General features: G+C 44.8%; 21 protein-coding genes and 1 tRNA gene. 6 read left to right on the top strand and 16 right to left on the bottom strand.

Going from position 1 to position 17,238, the window contains the following annotated elements; translation table 11 throughout:
- The first annotated feature begins 49 nt into the window (after positions 1-49).
- Positions 50-1,288 carry a sporulation integral membrane protein YlbJ gene (ylbJ, locus tag DEALDRAFT_RS09600; protein WP_008516993.1) on the top strand — a complete coding sequence of 413 codons (1,239 nt, stop codon included), beginning with the start codon at positions 50-52 and terminating at the stop codon, positions 1,286-1,288.
- On the opposite strand, the gene coaD is transcribed toward ylbJ, so the two are convergent.
- The 7 genes from coaD to DEALDRAFT_RS09565 form a co-directional block, all read right to left on the bottom strand.
- Positions 1,285-1,776, bottom strand: coding sequence for a pantetheine-phosphate adenylyltransferase (coaD, locus tag DEALDRAFT_RS09595; RefSeq protein WP_008516992.1), 492 nt, complete (start codon positions 1,774-1,776; stop codon positions 1,285-1,287). The genes ylbJ and coaD overlap by 4 nt on opposite strands.
- Positions 1,777-2,373 carry a 16S rRNA (guanine(966)-N(2))-methyltransferase RsmD gene (gene rsmD / locus DEALDRAFT_RS09590; protein WP_008516991.1) on the bottom strand — a complete coding sequence of 199 codons (597 nt, stop codon included), beginning with the start codon at positions 2,371-2,373 and terminating at the stop codon, positions 1,777-1,779.
- Between the two features lie 446 nt (positions 2,374-2,819).
- Complete coding sequence (locus DEALDRAFT_RS09585) at positions 2,820-3,056, bottom strand: alpha/beta-type small acid-soluble spore protein (protein WP_008516990.1); 237 nt, start codon at positions 3,054-3,056, stop codon at positions 2,820-2,822.
- Between the two features lie 145 nt (positions 3,057-3,201).
- Positions 3,202-4,065 carry a DegV family protein gene (locus DEALDRAFT_RS09580; protein ID WP_008516989.1) on the bottom strand — a complete coding sequence of 288 codons (864 nt, stop codon included), beginning with the start codon at positions 4,063-4,065 and terminating at the stop codon, positions 3,202-3,204.
- A 14-nt stretch (positions 4,066-4,079) separates the two neighbouring features.
- On the bottom strand, positions 4,080-5,696 hold the full coding sequence (locus DEALDRAFT_RS09575; RefSeq protein WP_008516988.1) for a DAK2 domain-containing protein: 1,617 nt from the start codon (positions 5,694-5,696) through the stop codon (positions 4,080-4,082).
- Between the two features lie 11 nt (positions 5,697-5,707).
- On the bottom strand, positions 5,708-6,067 hold the full coding sequence (locus DEALDRAFT_RS09570; protein ID WP_008516987.1) for an Asp23/Gls24 family envelope stress response protein: 360 nt from the start codon (positions 6,065-6,067) through the stop codon (positions 5,708-5,710).
- The gene (locus tag DEALDRAFT_RS09565) at positions 6,064-6,273 is read right to left on the bottom strand and encodes a DUF1858 domain-containing protein (RefSeq protein ID WP_008516985.1); all 210 of its coding nucleotides are present in this window, start codon (positions 6,271-6,273) and stop codon (positions 6,064-6,066) included. The genes DEALDRAFT_RS09570 and DEALDRAFT_RS09565 overlap by 4 nt, the downstream gene beginning before the upstream one ends.
- 197 nt (positions 6,274-6,470) lie before the next feature.
- On the opposite strand from DEALDRAFT_RS09565, the gene rpmB reads away from it, so the two are divergent.
- Complete coding sequence (rpmB, locus tag DEALDRAFT_RS09560; RefSeq protein WP_008516982.1) at positions 6,471-6,662, top strand: 50S ribosomal protein L28; 192 nt, start codon at positions 6,471-6,473, stop codon at positions 6,660-6,662.
- A 130-nt stretch (positions 6,663-6,792) separates the two neighbouring features.
- Here the strand turns inward: rpmB and DEALDRAFT_RS17560 are convergent, their stop codons facing one another.
- From DEALDRAFT_RS17560 to DEALDRAFT_RS09550, 3 genes are all read right to left on the bottom strand, one after another.
- Positions 6,793-6,870 carry a stage V sporulation protein M gene (locus DEALDRAFT_RS17560; protein ID WP_083798735.1) on the bottom strand — a complete coding sequence of 26 codons (78 nt, stop codon included), beginning with the start codon at positions 6,868-6,870 and terminating at the stop codon, positions 6,793-6,795.
- Positions 6,871-6,885: 15 nt separating this feature from the next.
- Positions 6,886-7,059: a hypothetical protein gene (locus tag DEALDRAFT_RS16905; protein WP_008516980.1), complete on the bottom strand. Its 174-nt coding sequence runs from the start codon at positions 7,057-7,059 to the stop codon at positions 6,886-6,888.
- Between the two features lie 63 nt (positions 7,060-7,122).
- Positions 7,123-8,232 (bottom strand): M20/M25/M40 family metallo-hydrolase, encoded by a 1,110-nt coding sequence (locus DEALDRAFT_RS09550; protein ID WP_008516978.1) that lies wholly within the window; start codon positions 8,230-8,232, stop codon positions 7,123-7,125.
- Between the two features lie 187 nt (positions 8,233-8,419).
- On the opposite strand from DEALDRAFT_RS09550, the gene DEALDRAFT_RS09545 reads away from it, so the two are divergent.
- The gene (locus tag DEALDRAFT_RS09545; RefSeq protein WP_008516971.1) at positions 8,420-9,217 is read left to right on the top strand and encodes an epoxyqueuosine reductase; all 798 of its coding nucleotides are present in this window, start codon (positions 8,420-8,422) and stop codon (positions 9,215-9,217) included.
- 124 nt (positions 9,218-9,341) lie between these two features.
- Positions 9,342-9,427 (top strand) — tRNA-Leu (locus tag DEALDRAFT_RS09540).
- Between the two features lie 58 nt (positions 9,428-9,485).
- Here the strand turns inward: DEALDRAFT_RS09540 and DEALDRAFT_RS09535 are convergent.
- A complete protein-coding gene (locus tag DEALDRAFT_RS09535) occupies positions 9,486-9,827 on the bottom strand; it encodes a hypothetical protein (protein ID WP_008516969.1) in 342 nt (113 codons plus the stop codon).
- A gap of 201 nt (positions 9,828-10,028) precedes the next feature.
- On the opposite strand from DEALDRAFT_RS09535, the gene DEALDRAFT_RS09530 reads away from it, so the two are divergent.
- A complete protein-coding gene (locus DEALDRAFT_RS09530; RefSeq protein ID WP_008516968.1) occupies positions 10,029-10,688 on the top strand; it encodes a glycosyl transferase group 1 in 660 nt (219 codons plus the stop codon).
- Between the two features lie 61 nt (positions 10,689-10,749).
- Here DEALDRAFT_RS09530 and DEALDRAFT_RS09525 read toward each other — a convergent pair whose 3' ends face one another.
- A complete protein-coding gene (locus DEALDRAFT_RS09525; RefSeq protein WP_008516967.1) occupies positions 10,750-11,745 on the bottom strand; it encodes a glycosyltransferase family 2 protein in 996 nt (331 codons plus the stop codon).
- 179 nt (positions 11,746-11,924) lie between these two features.
- Between DEALDRAFT_RS09525 and DEALDRAFT_RS09520 the strand changes: the two genes are divergently transcribed.
- A complete protein-coding gene (locus tag DEALDRAFT_RS09520) occupies positions 11,925-12,950 on the top strand; it encodes a glycosyltransferase family 2 protein (protein WP_008516966.1) in 1,026 nt (341 codons plus the stop codon).
- 21 nt (positions 12,951-12,971) lie between these two features.
- Here DEALDRAFT_RS09520 and galU read toward each other — a convergent pair whose 3' ends face one another.
- From galU to DEALDRAFT_RS09500, 4 genes are read right to left on the bottom strand one after another with little or no spacing between them, the layout of a single operon-like run.
- The gene (gene galU / locus DEALDRAFT_RS09515; protein WP_008516964.1) at positions 12,972-13,853 is read right to left on the bottom strand and encodes a UTP--glucose-1-phosphate uridylyltransferase GalU; all 882 of its coding nucleotides are present in this window, start codon (positions 13,851-13,853) and stop codon (positions 12,972-12,974) included.
- A gap of 1 nt (position 13,854) precedes the next feature.
- On the bottom strand, positions 13,855-14,832 hold the full coding sequence (locus tag DEALDRAFT_RS09510; protein WP_008516962.1) for an NAD-dependent epimerase/dehydratase family protein: 978 nt from the start codon (positions 14,830-14,832) through the stop codon (positions 13,855-13,857).
- Positions 14,829-16,157 carry a UDP-glucose dehydrogenase family protein gene (locus DEALDRAFT_RS09505; protein ID WP_008516960.1) on the bottom strand — a complete coding sequence of 443 codons (1,329 nt, stop codon included), beginning with the start codon at positions 16,155-16,157 and terminating at the stop codon, positions 14,829-14,831. The genes DEALDRAFT_RS09510 and DEALDRAFT_RS09505 overlap by 4 nt, the downstream gene beginning before the upstream one ends.
- Entirely contained in the window at positions 16,154-17,227 is a 1,074-nt protein-coding gene (locus DEALDRAFT_RS09500) for a glycosyltransferase family 2 protein (RefSeq protein WP_008516957.1), read from the bottom strand. Before DEALDRAFT_RS09500 ends, DEALDRAFT_RS09505 begins: the two co-directional genes overlap by 4 nt.
- Between the last annotated feature and the right edge of the window lie 11 nt (positions 17,228-17,238).

Here is a 17,238-nt window from a genome sequence, read left to right as displayed (position 1 = left end):
AACTATATATATTACTATTCCCATAATAATTATACCGCCGGGAGGGACTATGAGAACAAAACGGATAACAAAAGACCACGTACTTACCTACTTCATGGCCGGGCTAGGCGTATTTCTCACCATATCCATGGTATTATTTCCCGAAGATGCTTTTGCCGCCGCAGTTAAAGGGCTTGATGTCTGGTGGAATATCGTTTTTCCCGCCCTGCTTCCTTTTTTTATCGGCGCAGAACTTTTAATGGGTCTGGGAGTAGTCCATTTTATGGGTGTTCTTCTCCAACCTTTAATGCGGCCCATTTTTAATGTACCCGGCGTAGGCTCCTTTGTGATGGCCATGGGCCTGGCCTCCGGCTTTCCCATCGGCTCCATCCTGACAACGCGTCTGCGCCGTGACGGACTTTGTACCAAGGTAGAAGGTGAGCGCCTGATGAGCTTTACCAACACCGCGGACCCGCTCTTTATGTTTGGCGCGGTGGCCGTTGGCATGTTTGGTTACCCGCAAATCGGAATCACCATTGCCATTGCTCACTACCTGTCCAGTGTGTCCACCGGCATACTGCTGCGCTTTTACGGCCGCAGCCAACCAAACACCAGGGAAGAAATATCAGGAGGAAGTATCTTATGGCGCGCCCTCACGGCCCTTTATAGGGCCAGAAAAAAAGATGACCGCCCTATGGGTAAACTTATGGGGGATGCCATCCGCAACTCGGTAAACACCCTCCTTTTAATCGGCGGATTTATCATTCTCTTTTCCGTTATCATTCGCATTATGACAGTAATAGGTATTGTAGGAATCATGTCTACCGTAATCTTGCGTATTCTCGGCCCACTTGGCCTGGACCCCAGCCTCACACCTGCCATCATCAGCGGCCTGTTTGAAGTGACACTGGGCACCCAACTGGCCGGCGAAGCCGCCGCCAACGTCCCCATGATTCAAGCAGTAATGGTGGCCGGAGCAATCATTGCCTGGAGTGGATTGTCGGTGCACGCCCAGGTGGCAAGCATAATCAGCCAGACAGACATGAAAGTGACACCGTTTATCTGTGCCCGGTTTGTTCATGCTTGCCTGGCTGCAGTATACACCTACCTCTTAATGGGCCCCTTTGCACCGGCAGTATCTGCCACCATGCCGGTTTTCGCCAATTTGCAGCCTGACGGCGGCATGTCTTTCTGGCAGTTGGCAGCCCATATGAGTTGGCTCTTCATCATCCTCACTCTGGCCCTGTTGGTCTTTAGCCTGGCTCTGGGGGCCTTTAAAAACCTAAAGCTGATTATCTTTCGCAGCTAGGCGTCTCTTTCCTGACGTAATCTGCGCATGATAATATTATATACCTCGTTTGGCACCAACTCACAGATATCTCCACCATAGGAGCCAATTTCTTTAACAATGCTGCTGGAGACATAGGAATAACGATTGTTTGTCATCATAAACATTGTTTCCAACCTTGAGTCAAGCTTGCGGTTAATTAAAGCCATCTGAAATTCGAACTCGAAGTCACTCATGGCGCGCAATCCCTTGACCACAATGTTGGAATTTTTTTGTTTGGCATAATCAATTAACAATCCCTGAAAAGAGTCCACTTCCACGTTCTCATACGAATTAGTGATCATTTTAAGCATTTCCACCCGCTCTTCAATGGTAAACATCGGTTGTTTACGCGGGTTTTCCAGAACAGAGACCACCACTTTGTCAAAAACCCTGCTGGCTCTTTCAATAATATCTCTGTGCCCGTTTGTTACCGGATCAAAACTTCCGGGATAGATTGCCACAGTCATCTACTTGTCCTCCTCCTGTTGCGACATACTCACATCCCCACCGGCAGCTGCGGGACTAAGAAAAGAAATTGTGGTGTCGCCATATTTTTTTTCTCTGCTAATATTCCAGATTGCCGGGTCATGCCAGGAAAAATCAGCGCTATGATGCTCTACAAGCAACAGGCCATCCGGCAACAACAGGCAGCCTTGGGCAATCTTTCTCAAAACATCAGCCAGCTCCGGACTATGATACGGCGGATCCAGGAAAATAATATTAAAACGGTTCTCGCGTTTTTGTAACAGAGATAATGCGCCAAGCGCATCCCGGGGCAGAATTTCTCCCCTATCCGCCAGCCCTGTTAATATCAGATTATCTTTGATTATTTTAGCACATTGTGCATTTTTTTCAACAAAAACACATCGATCCGCACCACGGCTTAAAGCTTCTATGCCCACTCCACCATTTCCGGCAAACACATCCAGCATTTCTGCCCCAGAAAGATATGGCGTTAAAATATTAAACAATGATTCTTTAACCCTGTCTGCTGTGGGCCGTGTATCCATTCCCTTACGTGTTTTCAGGGTTCGCCCACGGGCACAACCGGCAATTACCCGCATAATTTCCACCTCATCCTAAAGATGCCTTGTGAAATCAGATTTATACTTCAAAATATTACCACATTTTTCCTGAAAAAATTATGTATAGCACCGCGCTTTACCGTCCATAATAAGGGTACAACATATTCCCCATAAGCTCTTCCTCCGGTTTCTCCTCTCCCAACCCTTCAGGACTCCCCGCCTGAAGGGTACTTTTTTTCTTTTTCTTTTCTGATGCAATATTTCCTCTTTTTAGACAGTAAGAACTTTCAGAGGAAAATGCATTTTTGCATTACAAGCCTCATTTGGGTATAAGAAAGGCACGCTAATTCGATTTCCTCAGCGCGTGCTTTTCAATACCGGTTTCCTTAGCAGCTTCGCAAACTGCGAAGCGTTATAGTGCTACCGGTATAAAAAGAAAAAGCGGAAAGTATGCACCTTCCGCTTTTATTAACCCTATGGACTTGTTATTGTTGGTTATTAGGCTTACCAGCCAATTGGCTTTCCGCCTGAGCAATCATCTTCCGTACCATCAGACCGCCAACATAGCCGTTCTGACGGGAAGTGAGGTTACCCTTGTCACCTTGATAATCAAGGCCCAACTCACTGGCGATTTCGTTCTTGAATTGTTCCAGAGCTTGTTCAGCACCTGCAACCAATACACGGTTACGTCCTTGCTGATTTACTTTGTTAGTTGCCAACAAAATCACCTCCTTTTTGTTTGTGTCTTTAGTATGTCACCGTAAAAGCGGTCTATACTAGTATTGTTTTCCTGTAAAACTGTTAAGATTTACATTAGAAATAAAAAGAATACCTGGTAAAATACTCCAGGTATTCTTTGCTTTAATATTAAACCTGTTTTTTGTCGGGAAGCACTGCCACGCCCAATACTCCCGGGCCGGTATGAGTCCCGATTACCGCCCCTATGGAAGAGATGATAATCTCGGAGAAATTGTACTTTGCTTCAATTTTGTCCTTTAACTTCAATGCTTCCTCCAAAACATTGCCGTGGAGAATTACTGCTTTTCCCGTTACATCTGCACCCAGTTCCTCGCCCACAAGATCCACAACCCGCGCCTGCAGCTTTACCCGGCCACGCACCTTATCTTTGGGAACAACCATTCCGTCTACCAGGGTTAATATAGGTTTTAAGCTTAACAGTCCGCCCAGAAGCGCCGCAGCTTTTCCTATCCTACCGTTTTTCTGTAAATACTCCAGTGTATCCACTCCAAAGTAGACTTTCACCTTACCTAACTGCTCATAGATTACAGACAATATCTCTTCTTTACTTTTACCGTCCCTGGCCGCTCTGGCCGCCTCCACCACCACAATTCCCAACGCCATGCTGGTTAACTTGGAGTCAATGACTTCGATATCCATATCCTCCAGCATTGATTTGGCAATGGTGGCCGACTGGTAGGTGCCGCTAAGCTCTGCTGAAATATGTAGTGAAATTATGGTGTCTCCGTCCTCGCCAACCCTTTTATATACCGCCTCAAAATCAGCAGGGGACGGTTGGGATGTACGGGGCATTACCTCACTGGCCTGTAATTTTTCAAAAAAGGAATCGGAATCCAGATCTATCCAATCCAGATATTCCTCCTCGCCAAAATGCACATTTAATGGAACAACAGCAATATCCAATTCGTCCGCCAGGCCCTGAGGCAAATCAGCGGTACTGTCCGTTACGATTTTAACGCCTATGACAAACACTTCCTTTCAGGTTTTTATTCTACTGATACTATATAATAATAAAAGGGTTGACCGCCCTCGTATAGTTCCACGTCCTTGCCGTTAAAGAGCAGAGACAGCTCTTTTTGTAAACGGCCGGCATCTTCTTCATCCACAGACTCGCCATAATATAATGTAATTATTTCATCGTCCTCATCCACCATTTTAAAGAGAAGATCCTTGACCGCCTGTACCACATCACTACCCACTAAAACAATATCGTCTTCGGAGATACCGATTATATCGTTTTCATTTATTTCCTGGCCGCCTACCCTACTGTCGCAGACAGCAAAAGTAACCTGCCCCGATTTTACATCTTGCCGCGCTTTGTCCATCATTTTTACAATCTGATCCAACTGTTCTTCTTCGTTAAAGCTTAACATGGACGTAATACCCTGTGGCACAGTCCGGGTTTCCACAACCCTTACATCTTTATCAACCAGCTCACCAACCTGCTTTGCGGCCAAAACAATGTTTTTATTATTGGGCAGCAATATAATTTCTTTTTGTGGCACATCCACAACGGCCTGCAGCAAATCTTCGGTGCTGGGGTTCATGGTCTGACCGCCCAACACCACTTTGGCCACTCCCAGACTTTCAAAGATTTTGGCAATTCCGTCACCGGCAGCCACGGCAACAACCGCTTTACCATCCACAACTACCGGTTCTGCCGGAGCTTCTTCAATCAAGAGCTCCTGATGCTGCTCCTTCATATTATCAATTTTAATATTATGCAGTGTGCCATAACTCAGGCACGCTTCCAAAACCTGTCCGGGATTATTGGTATGTATATGAACCTTGACGACGGCCTCATCTCCCACCGCTAACAGTGAATCTCCAAGGTTTTTAATTTGCTCACGGATTTTGTCGGCATCCAGCCTTTCTCCCCGCACCATTACCTCGGTACAGTACGAAAAAAGAATATCTTCGGTCTTAAAGGCTTCCATGGGCTTAACAGGAACCTGCTGTTCTTCCTGCTGCACCACGGCTTCAGGGATCTCTTCTCCCAGTAAATACAATAAAAATCCTTCATAAATATGAATTAGTCCTTTACCGCCGGCATCAACCACGCCCGCCTCTTTTAAAACGGGGAGCATTTCAGGTGTCTTCTCAAGAACCGCTTCTGCGTGCTGAACCACATCCATAAGTACCTGGGTAAAACCTTTTCTGCGCCCCGCCGATGTTGCCGCAGCCTTGGCGCTTTCCCGGGCTATGGTTAGCATGGTTCCTTCCACCGGCTTCATCACAGCCTTGTACGCCGTATCCACACCGGCTTGCAGCGCCGCCGCAAAATCTTTGGGAACAATCTTTTCTTTTCCCTCAAGACCCTTGGCAAAGCCGCGAAAGAGTTGAGAAAGGATGACCCCTGAGTTTCCACGGGCCCCAAGAAGTGAACCGGTGGACAGTGCTTTGGCCACCGCAGAAAAGGAATCGTCACTTGCTTTTTGCACTTCATTTAAAGCGGAACGCATGGTCAGGCTCATATTTGTGCCGGTGTCTCCGTCGGGAACAGGAAAAGTATTCATGGCATTAATAATTTCCTTATTGTTCTCCAGCAGACGGGCACCGGCAATTAACATTTGTTTTAAATCACTTCCTACAAGCTGCTGCATATAATTGCCTCCTACTTATCGGCCACCCGTACGCCCTGTACATGTACATTTACCTGAGTAACGGTAAGCCCCGTCAGTTTTTCCAGTGTATATTTTACTTTTTCCATCACGTTTGTAGCTACTTCGGGAATTTTTGTGCCGTAAGACACAATAATATTTAATGTGACACTTAGCTGATCGTCTTCCAGATTAACCTCCACACCACGACTCAAATTGTCACGGCCCAAAAGCTCGGCAATCCCATCCTTTAATTTGCGGGAAGACATTCCCACCAAGCCGAAACACTCCACCGCCGCCACGCCTGCTAAGGTGGCGATTAACTCCTCGGAGATAACCACTTTTCCCAGGTCGGTATCCATTTCATTGTTCATACGGTTCCCTCCTGCTCAAATAAAGCGTTTAGCTCATCAAGAAGATTATCCAAATCTGTTCCGTGCCTGCGTGCACCCTGTTCGATGGTTTCATCCATAACAGCCATGCAGCCGCTGCAGGCCATATCAAAGGATTTGAAGACCTCAATTGCTTTGGGGTGAGAGCGAATCGTCTCAAAGATTGTCATATCTTTGGTGATTTTCATCTTAATTCCCCCTAATCCGGGTTTTTCCCTGCGCATAGATATTCCATAAACTGATTTTAAATTCCTGCTTTGCGAATTATTTACTTGCAACACTTCTCCACCTATGTTAGAATTTAAAAGTGATTTTTCCTATTATTATGAGAATCGCGCACATATATTCTCGTTCATACCGTGTTGTGGACAAGGAGGTGTCAAGGTTGGCTAAAAAATGCGTTGTTTGCGGCAAAGGTACGGAAACAGGGTTCGCTGTCAGCCATTCCAATATTAAAACCAAACGAACCTGGAAATCCAACGTGCAAAAAGTAAAAGCTCTGGTAGACGGAACACCCCGGAGAGTAAACGTTTGCACACGCTGCCTGAAAGCAGGTAAAGTTCAACGGGTTGTCTAACTCAAGGAAGATAAGAAAAACACGCTTATTCCCTCAAGGCGTGTTTTTCAATACTCCTCGCATTAGCAGCTTCGCTATCTGCGAAGCGTTATAATGCTAGCAGTACAAAAAAAGCGCAGAAGCGCTTTTTTTATTTTTGCCAGATCCCAAAGAAACCACTAAGTATCTTGCCGATGAATTTCGGAACCTTCACAGTATAAAAGCGCATTTACTTTCCCCCTTTCTAATATATCCGCTCAACGCGGAACATCAGCCACCCCGCCCAAATCAAACCAAACCCTAACAGCAAAATCCATAAGTACGTTGGCAGAGAATCAATTACGATGGCGATGCCTGCCACAGCCAAGACCAGGCCGGCAACCTTGCGCAGCAGGGACATTATCCGATAGGTGCGCAAATCATCACCCCCTTATGTACAATCACATTTTTAGTATATGCAGTCCCTGCCGAAATGGTGAAACTATGCCAGTTCCACAATTTTCACCGCCATCTCCACCGCCTTAACCAACTCAGAGATCTTCTGATATTCCTGTACTGTATGCACTTCTTCATTACCCACCGCCATGTTCACCGCCACAATCCCTTTACCGTTAAAGATATTGGCATCGCTGCCACCGCCCACAGCTTCCAGCTTAACTTCCAGGCCAACCGCTGTACCTGCTTCTTTTATCAACTTTAAAAATTCATGGTCCTCCGGTATATGATATGCAGGATAGAGCCGATTTACGTCCATTTCCACCCGCGCATTTGCTTCTGCCCCGGCCTGCACAAAAGCCGCCACCATGGCCTCGGTAGCCTTAACCAGCTTCTCTTCCTTTAAGCTACGTGTTTCACATTTTACTTCCACATAATCCGGCACAATATTTACCGCACTGCCACCCTGTATTACACCTACATTGGCGGTGGTCTCCTCGTCAATGCGGCCTACCTGCATTCTGCTGATGGCCTTTGCCGCCACCGCTATGGCATTAATTCCCTTCTCCGGTGCAGCGCCGGCATGAGCCGCCTTGCCATGAATTTTTGCCACAATCTCATCCTGGGTAGGCGCCTGATTAATAACCAGCCCCGCATCCCCGCTGCAATCCAAAATCACACCCCTTTTTGCCTGCAGCTTTTCCACATCCAGATTCCGCGACCCGTTTAAACCGCCTTCTTCAGCTATGGTAAACACCACTTCAATTGGGCCGTGTGCCACATTATTCTCTTTAACCACCCTGAGCATCTCCATAATCCCCACCAAACCGGCTCCGTCATCGGCACCCAAAATGGTATCACCACCACTTTTTATAATATCCCCTTCTACCCGTGGCTGAATATTCTCTCCCGGAGTGACACGGTCCATATGCGCCGAAAACATAATGGCCGGCTTATCGGCGGTAGCTCCCAGCACGCCAATCACATTTCCTGCATTTCCGCCCACAGATTCTCCGGCCCGGTCTTCTGTAACTTCCAGGCCAATCTCTGTCAGTTTACCTTTTAAATAATCAGCCATAACCCGCTCGTTTTTGGTCTGGCTGTTAATCTTTACAACCTCGAAAAATTCCTGCACTAACCGCTCCCTGTTAACCATCTTAAAACCTCCCTGTTATTTTAAACTACATATTTACACCTTTTATGCCAATATCCTGCCCAAATCTGTCCCGCACTACCGCAAGTCCAAAATTTTCATAGCGTCTATTGTATAAATATTTTGACTTTTAACTTCCTATCTGCCTAAAATAGAATATATACAGCCCAATGCACAGGAGGAAAACTATATGGACAAGGATATGTTGCAAAAAAAAATAACGGAAATGGTGCAAAATGCACCGGAAAACAGCTATCAAGACAAATACCGCATCTACGATGAGCCTCTGGTAGGCTTTGCCGCCGCCAACGATCCCATCTTTACCGACTACAAAAAACCGGAAATAATCGGTGACATTTTTCGCACCCCCCTGGAGTGGTATGGCGACGCCGTCACCGTCATTTCTTTCTTTTTGCCCTTTTCTGAACCAGTCCGCCGCTCCAACGTTGAAAAAGGCCCGGCCTCTGATGAATGGATGCACGGACGCTTCGTCGGTGAAGAGTTTGCCAACCACGTGAGGCGCTTCATCATAAAGGAGTTGGAAAACGCCGGCGGAGAAGCCCTGGCCCCGCACATCGAACCTGAATTTAACGCCGACTTTACCATTTTTGCCAGCAACTGGTCTGAGCGCCATATCGCCTACGCTGCCGGCCTTGGCACCTTCAGCCTAAACCGCGGCCTTATCACTGAAAAAGGCATGGCAGGCCGTTTTGGCAGTGTAGTGACTAATCTCCACTTCGAACCCACCCCCCGCAAATACCCGGACCCCTTCCATAACTGTCCCCACACCAGAGAAGGTAAGTGCGGAGCCTGCATTAAACGCTGCCCCGTAGGCGCCATAACAAAAGACGGCAAAGACAAAGCCCCTTGCCACCACTACCTGTTCATCACCAACCCCCGCAAAGAATTTGCCGACCAACACGGCTATCCCTACTCCGCCTGCGGCAAATGCCAAACCAAAGTCCCCTGCGAAACACAAATACCCTAACTCAAATAACGCGCAAATCCGGGACGGACCTTTTTTTGCACGACTATTAACTCTAAAATTACCAATCCAAACTGGTTGCAAAACGGCGATAAATATGTTATTATAGTCTTCGTCATTAAAACGTGCCGAAGTGGCGGAATTGGCAGACGCACTTGACTCAAAATCAAGCGGTCTCTGACTGTGCCGGTTCGAGTCCGGCCTTCGGCACCATACCAAAAAAACAGTAACCACGGGAAATTTCGCCCGTGGTTATTTTTATTGCTGTCGCCTACCGCATTTCTTCAATCTGTTTCTGTGCGTCCTTAGCTATGCTTTTCATTTCATGCTTGGCCTTTTTGTAAGCCGCATAGATTTCTTCCTTGGCAGCGGCGGCTTCGGCTGCACCATTTTGTACATCTTTAACCTTTTCTTCCGTCTCTTTTTGCATTTTGGACTTTATCTCTTCTGCCTGTTCGGACACCGCTTCCTTTATTTGCTCTATCTTGCTTTGTCCGTTATTTGAGCTGAGTTTCTTCTTCAGCAAAATTGCCGACAGACCTACGGCTGTTCCTGCCGCCACACCTTTGGCCACATTTGCCATTTGTTTTTCTTCTTGTTTTCTTTTAAACATACCCTTGTCCTCCTTAACCTGCTTTAAGGTTATTATATAAGGACAATATTCCCTGCACTATTATCAGAGTCTTACATTCATTGCCTGATTGAATTATATTATTTTGACATAGAACAGCGTATAAAAAAGTACGATATAACACCTTTTTGAAAGACAAATGATATACTACTATATTACTGGTTTAGGAGGATTGTAATAATATTGGATAATCTTTTGTTTGACCAAAGCTTACTGGGCAGAGAATGGCTTATGAGTTTTGAAGAAAGAATCGTACTTTTATATCTTCTGAATAAAATAAATCCTGAAGTTTCTCTGGAGATAGGAACAAACTTAGGTGGCAGCTTAGCACCTATTTCTTATTACTCCAGGAACGTTTATTCATGCGATGTTATGCATGACAAGATTGATAAGGATGATTTTGGTAATGTTCAATTCTGTACAGGAGACTCGAAAGTAACTGTACCTATAATAATTGACCAACTTAATAAAGAAGACGCTTTTTTACAATTTGTTCTCATTGACGGGGATCACTCAGAAACTGGTGTGAAAGCTGATATAAATAACATTTTGAGGTATCAACCTAAAAAACCTTTGTATATTCTCATCCATGATAGTTTTAATCCTGATGTTCGAACCGGGATAATAAAAGCGGAATGGGAAGAATCACCTTATGTTCATCATATACAGCTAGATTTTGTTCAAGGGGTTTTACTTCAGTCACCGGAATTTAACAAACAAATGTGGGGAGGATTTGCCCTGGCAGTCCTTCTACCTGAAAAAAGAGAAAAAGAACTGAATTTCGAGATGAAATATCAGTTAGTTTTTGAATCCATATTGGAGATTTCTTCACACAGAATATAAGATGGATCAAAAACACAGTAACCACGAGACTTTTAGCTCGTAGTTACTTTATTTTCCGGCATCAGAGTCTGCACCAAAATTGAAATAAATTTTTATTGAGTATCATGCCGCTTTTAATCAGCATGCTGAGCGCAATATCTTTATTTTTCAGGTTATCCAGAATTATCACACCATCCAGTTTATTAGTCTTAAAATAGTAGGAGATCTCCCGCAGGGTATCTTCGTTAATGTTGCTGAAAACCGTTATATTCAGGATGTTTTTTGCTTGCTGTGCAAAATAGTAAGCTCCTTCCTCACTTCCGCACACCGCCAGGATGGGCGCTTGTTTCATGTCCTTAAAACAGGTGTTGCGGATATATTTGCAAAAGGAAAAAAATAACTCATTACTGGTAACAAGTAAATTTTTATTTGATAGAGAGTCCTGATAACGGCGGTACTTATATAGTTTTTTGGGGACATTTTCTATGGGGCCAACGGTAACCAGGCGGGTACACAGGTCATAGTCGTAGGCGATACGCAGATTTGTATCGTATCCGCCCACAGCCTCAAAAGCAGCTTTGGAATAGATTAGGGTTCCATGGGTTATTGGGCAGCCATAATATAACCCCAAACGAATGTCTTCACTTGTTTTCACGCTGTTTCTGGTATCCTGGTACTGTATCAATTCATATTCCGAAATTCCGCCTTGCTCATCTGAAAAACACTCAATAAAGGACCCCGCTGCAACCAGATGTGGATTCTCTTTTAAATACCCAACCTGCTCCTTAATGCGGTCTGGAAAGCTGATATCGTCGGCGTCATGAATAGCAACCCATTTTCCTTTCGCTTTTGCGATGCCAATATTCAATGCAGCAGCGCTTCCCCGGTTTTCTGTAAGAAGGACTGCCTTGACCCTAATGTCATTAACCTGCTCCAAGATACGCCGTGTATCATCTGTTGAGCCGTCATCCACAATAATCACTTCAAGGTTACTGTATGTTTGTGAAAGGATACTCTCTATAGACTTCTCAATGTAGCCGGCTCCGTTATAAACTGCCATCACTACCGAAACAAGCATAGACTGGACGCCTCCTTACTTTTTGGCCATCATCCTAACATCACCATATGTCCGGCCCACTGCAGATGTTAATATCGGCATTCTGATAAATTGCATCCTTTAATCATCCGAGGAATACTCTAGATTAAGGGAAAATAGCTGGAGGCTTAGTGCAGTCCCGCATTGTGAGGTGATTATTTTTGAGTTTGGAATTCAGCGTAGTTATACCCACTTATAACCGGTCAAACCAGCTTTCTTTGACACTTGCCGCTCTGGAGATGCAATCTTTTCCCCGTGAAAAGTTTGAGGTAATCGTTGTTGATGACGGTTCTACCGATGCCACTAAAGATTTGCTTATGAAGTACCGTGCCAGATATAAATTTACGTTTGTGTCGGAAAACACCCGGCGGGGTCCGGCTGCTGCACGCAATCTTGGTATCAGCCAGGCGCGGGGCAAATACGTACTGTTTTGTGACGCAGATTATCTGGTGCTACCGGATTTACTGCAATCACACTACCTGTATCACTCCAAATATAAAAATATTGTCCTATCAGACACGCCTTATTGTTATACAGGGATTTACACTCAGTACTTTCCTGACTTTTCACCGTGGGAGAAAAAACAGATGCAGTATTTCCTGGAAAAAACAGGACTTTGGAAGAAGGAATTTTTACGGGCCGAAGAACCGATAGATATTATTACTCCAGAAGATATCCTAAGGAATATGGAAAAAATCAAGCTGGTTCTGGGCGGTAATTTCCTAACAGCAGAGTTGGAAAACGAGCTTTTAAAAACTGATGTGGCCCCTTGGCTGCTATTTATTACGCGCTGTGTTTCCGTAAAAAAAGAACCTCTGCTAAAAGCAGGAGGCTTTGATGAGCGGCTGGTCAGAGGGGCGGGAGAAGACTGGGAACTGGGCTACCGCCTGCACCGGCTTGGATTGAGTTTTCTGAGCGTTAATAAAGTCACCGGTTTTCATCAGGAGCATCCCCATGCCTACCGCACCCTCGATAAAAATTTCCTACCTTTTTATAAAGTGTTACATGAGAAATTTGGGAGTGAGGATCCTGAATTGCTGCTTCTCTCCATATGGGATTCATCTGATGAAATATTCGGTGATATCCCAAAGTATAAAAATACCCTGCGCCTATTAAAAGAAAAAGATGCCTTGCCTGATAAAACCAGGCATATGGCCGACCTCCTTATAAAATCCTGCAAACGGTAGGATGAAGGTTGCAATGGTGCTTTAATCAGATTCTTTATTTAAAAGCTCCAGTAAATATCTTTTATAATCAATCCCCAGGCCTTCTTTTTCCAGCGCAAGTTTAGTGGTAGCTTTAAGGAAACCTAACTTATCTCCCACATCGTATCGTGTGCCCTCAATAATACGTGCATATATCTCTTGTTTTCTGTTAAGCACTTTTAAGGCATCGGTGAGTTGAATTTCCCCACCCTTACCCGGTGTGACACATTCCAGTATTTCAAAAATGTCGCTGTGGATAACGTACCTTCCCATCATGGCCAGATTTGAGGACACGTCTTTTATATCCGGCTTTTCCACCATATCTTCTACTTTGATTAGCTTTGTTGTCAGCGCTGTACCTGAGGCTATACCATAACAGCTCACCATTTCATCCGGGACCTGCTGTACGCCCACAACATTAGCGCTGTATTTTTTGGCAGCATCAATTAACTGTGCCAGGCAAGGTTTATTTTTTGTGATAACAAGATCATCACCCAATAGGACTGCAAATGTTTCTCCTTGAGTAATGGCATCTTTTGCGCAGTAAATGGCATGGCCAAGGCCAAGGGGCTGGGTTTGGGTTATATAGGATATTTTAGCCATTTCAGAAATTGTTCTGGTCATTGCAAGCATTTCTTGTTTTCCTGTTTGTCTTAACACCCCTTCTAACTCTGCTGACCTGTTAAAGTAATCTTCAATCCCCTTTTTATTCTCCCCCACAACAATAATAATTTCTTCTATACCGGAAGCAACAGCTTCCTCTACCAGATAATGAATTACAGGCTTATCGATAACGGGCAGCATCGCCTTTGGCAATGCCTTGGTAATCGGTAAAAACCTTGTGCCAAAACCGGCAACCGGGATGATTGCCTTGGTAATTTTCATTTTATCCACTCCGGTTATTTCTATTGCGATACCAGTTTAGGGTTTCTCTTATTCCCTCTTCCAGGGTAACCGATGGATTATAGCCAAGTATTTGCCTTGCTGCCGACAGGTCGGGAATTCTTCTGCGGATATCCTCATAACTGGACCCATAAAATTCTTTGTAGGGTTGGAAAACTATTTCCCCTTCTGTTCCTGAAACTTTTAATACCATCTTGGCCAGTTCAAGAATTGGAGTTTCACGTTCCCGCCCCAGGTTAAAAATTCTCCCTTCTGCCTCAGGCCGTTTACCTGCCTCCATGGTTGCCTTTACAATATCATCAATATAAGTGAAACAACGGGTTTGAGCGCCGTCACCGTGTACCGTCAGAGGGGTTCGGGCAAGAGCCTGGTTTATAAAACGGGTGGCAACCCCTCCGTAAGCTGAATCATCGGCACGGGGTCCATAAACGTTAAAATAGCGCAGTATAACCACCGGAAGTCCCTGCTTGGCATAGCCAAGGCAGAGGTATTCCCCTGCTGATTTTGATATGGCATAACACCAGCGGTTTGTGCTTGCCGGGCCATAAACACGGTCATCTTCTTCCGCAAACGGAATACTTTCGCTTTTTCCATAAACCTCCGAAGTGGAGGTAAACACTACTTTTTTACCCAGCTTCCAGGCATTTTCCAGCAGGCTGGACGTATAGCAGACATTGACATCAATTACTCTTGTAGGATCTTCCACGTAATGCTTGACGCCCACCACCGCCGCCAGGTGATAAATAATATCCACTTTATAAATAAGTTTAATTAGTTGAGATTCATCTGATATACAGCCCTCAATAAAATTAAAACGAGGATTGCCTTTTAAATGTTCAATATTTTCCTCTTTGCCCGAACTCAAATCATCTATCCCCCATACTTCGTTTCCCTCTGACAGTAAAGAGGTGCACAGGTGCGAACCAACAAAGCCCGCCGCACCGGTAACTAAGTACTTCATATCCCCACTCCCAGATACTTAATTTTTTGTGCTTTCAGATCCTCTTTATTAAAAAGGTTTCTGCCATCCACTATTAACGGATTTGCCATCAGCTGCTTAATCCTGGCTAAGTCCAAATCACGATATTCCTGCCAGGCTGTTAAGATTAAAATGGCATCCTTATCTTTGGCAGCATCGTAGGGCGAATCCACCCAAGTTACCCCGGGCAACACATCTTCGGATAGCCCTGCCTGCTCAGGGCTCTTAACCCAGGGATCGGTAACAGTCACCATAGCCCCATGCAATAAAAGGCTCTTCACAATGGGCAGGCTATGCGATTGCCTGACATCATCGGTTTCTTCCTTAAAAGCCATACCAAGAACTGCTATATTTTTATCTTTTAGGGTTCCTAGCTCTGCCAACAGTTTTTCCACCACACTGTGGCGTTGCGTTTCATTAACCTCTAATACCGACTCCAGGATTCTGGCTTTCCGATTAGTTTTTTTAAACTGGTTAATTAAAGATTGTAAGTCTTTCTCAAGACATGGTCCGCTAAAACCTACTCCTGCCGCCAGAAAATGGGGATTTATTCTTGGATCAAGTCCAATCCCCTCGCTGATAGTCCTGATATCAGCGCCCACTTGTTCACACAGAATGGAAATTTCATTAATAAAAGAAATTTTAGTAGATAAAAAAGCATTACTGGCCAGCTTAATCAACTCGGAGCTTTCCCAGTTGGTGATTATTACCGGAACACCATCCGGTGCATAAAGGCCTGCCACCTTATCACCGGCTTCCTTTATCTCACTGCCCACAACGATCCTGGCCGGATTCCAGAAATCCTCTACACCGCTGCCTTCCCTTAGGAATTCGGGGTTTGACACAATGGTGACTTTTTCAGAAAGATTAAGCTCTTTTAAAATAGCAGTTAATTCAGCGCATGTTCCTACGGGAACGGTACTTTTAATTACTGCCAGGCAGTGTCTGCTTCTGCTTTTTGCCAGTTGCTCCACCGCTTGATATACCTGGGATAAATCGGCTTCACCATTTGACAAAGAAGGCGTTCCCACACAAACAAAGACAATTTCTGCTTCCTCCAAGTCACCTATTTGTGCAGTAATTGTTAGCGTACCGTCATTTACTGTTTCCCGCACCAACTCTTGCAAGCCGACTTCTTCAAAAGGTATCTTGCCGTTTAAAACACCTGCTATTTTTTCTTTATCAATATCATAGGCAATTGTTTTATAGCCCAGGCTAGCCAGACATGCAGACTGAATCAATCCGATATGGCCCAGGCCACCAACAACCCCGATTACAAGGTTATTCAGTGTACTCTCTCCTTTCATCTTACTTGTTGATGCTTCTGCGCCACTCCCTTGGTCATTTCTCTGTAGTAAAACCGTTGCGGCCCGGCGAAATAAAAATTATATAAATTAAAAACATGTTTATTTAGGACCAGCCCGTTTTCAGCCAGGTAATTTAGAATTGGTTCTTTTTTGTACCCATCAAGCAAGATAATTGACTCTGCCTTTCCTTGTTTAAACTGTTTTACTGCGGCGGCGATTTGTTTATTATGGTATTCACCGGCAAAAGCCGCAATTTTCAGCTTGCAAAAAGGAGCAACGCGATCTCTGTAATGTTCACAGCTCTCCTGAGGGCCAATAACAATGACATTTGGCCAATAGTCTTTATCCCTGCTTAACAATCTGCCTACTGCTCTGGATGAAGCGATCTGCACCTCAGTAACAGTGGCTAAACTATTGTTGTTGTGTGAAAGTGAATCATTACGAATACGATACTGCAGCAGGACTTTGGGCAGATTCTCAATTTCGCCTTTTTCCAACAGCTTTAGCCACAGGTCATAATCATAAGCAATGCGAAAGTCCGTACTATAGCCCCCTACCTGGAAAAAAACTTCCTTGCAAAACATCACAGAACTATGGGTTAAGGGACACCCATGATAGACTGCCTTTCTAATCTGAGTACTTGATACACAGGAGTTTTTCTCCCTGGCAAAACGTCTTAACCTGGCCTGGGAAACAGTAGGACTTCCCGGGATACATTCAATGAAAGTCCCCAACCCTACTAACCGTGGGTTTTTTTGAATATGTTTTACTTGCTCCTCAATTCTTGTAGGAAAGCTATTATCATCGGCATCCTGTACCGCAATCCAGTCTCCTGTTGCCTGGCTGATACCTGTATTCATGGCATTGGCTGCGCCCTGATTTTCTTTTAGATGAATCACCTTTACTTTACTGTCCGTTACCGCATCTAATATAGCTTTTGTGGAGTCTGTGGAACCGTCATTGACCACAATGATTTCCAAATTACTGTACGTCTGCGAGATTGCGGCACCCAGAGCTTCTTTTAGAAATTCTTCACCGTTATAAACAGCCATTACCAGCGATACCTTCACTCCGAATCCCC

It is taken from the genome of Dethiobacter alkaliphilus AHT 1 (genome assembly GCF_000174415.1).
GTDB lineage: Bacteria > Bacillota > Dethiobacteria > Dethiobacterales > Dethiobacteraceae > Dethiobacter > Dethiobacter alkaliphilus.
The sequence above is the reverse complement of the archived record's forward strand: the minus strand, read 5'-3'. Positions and strand labels throughout refer to the sequence as shown.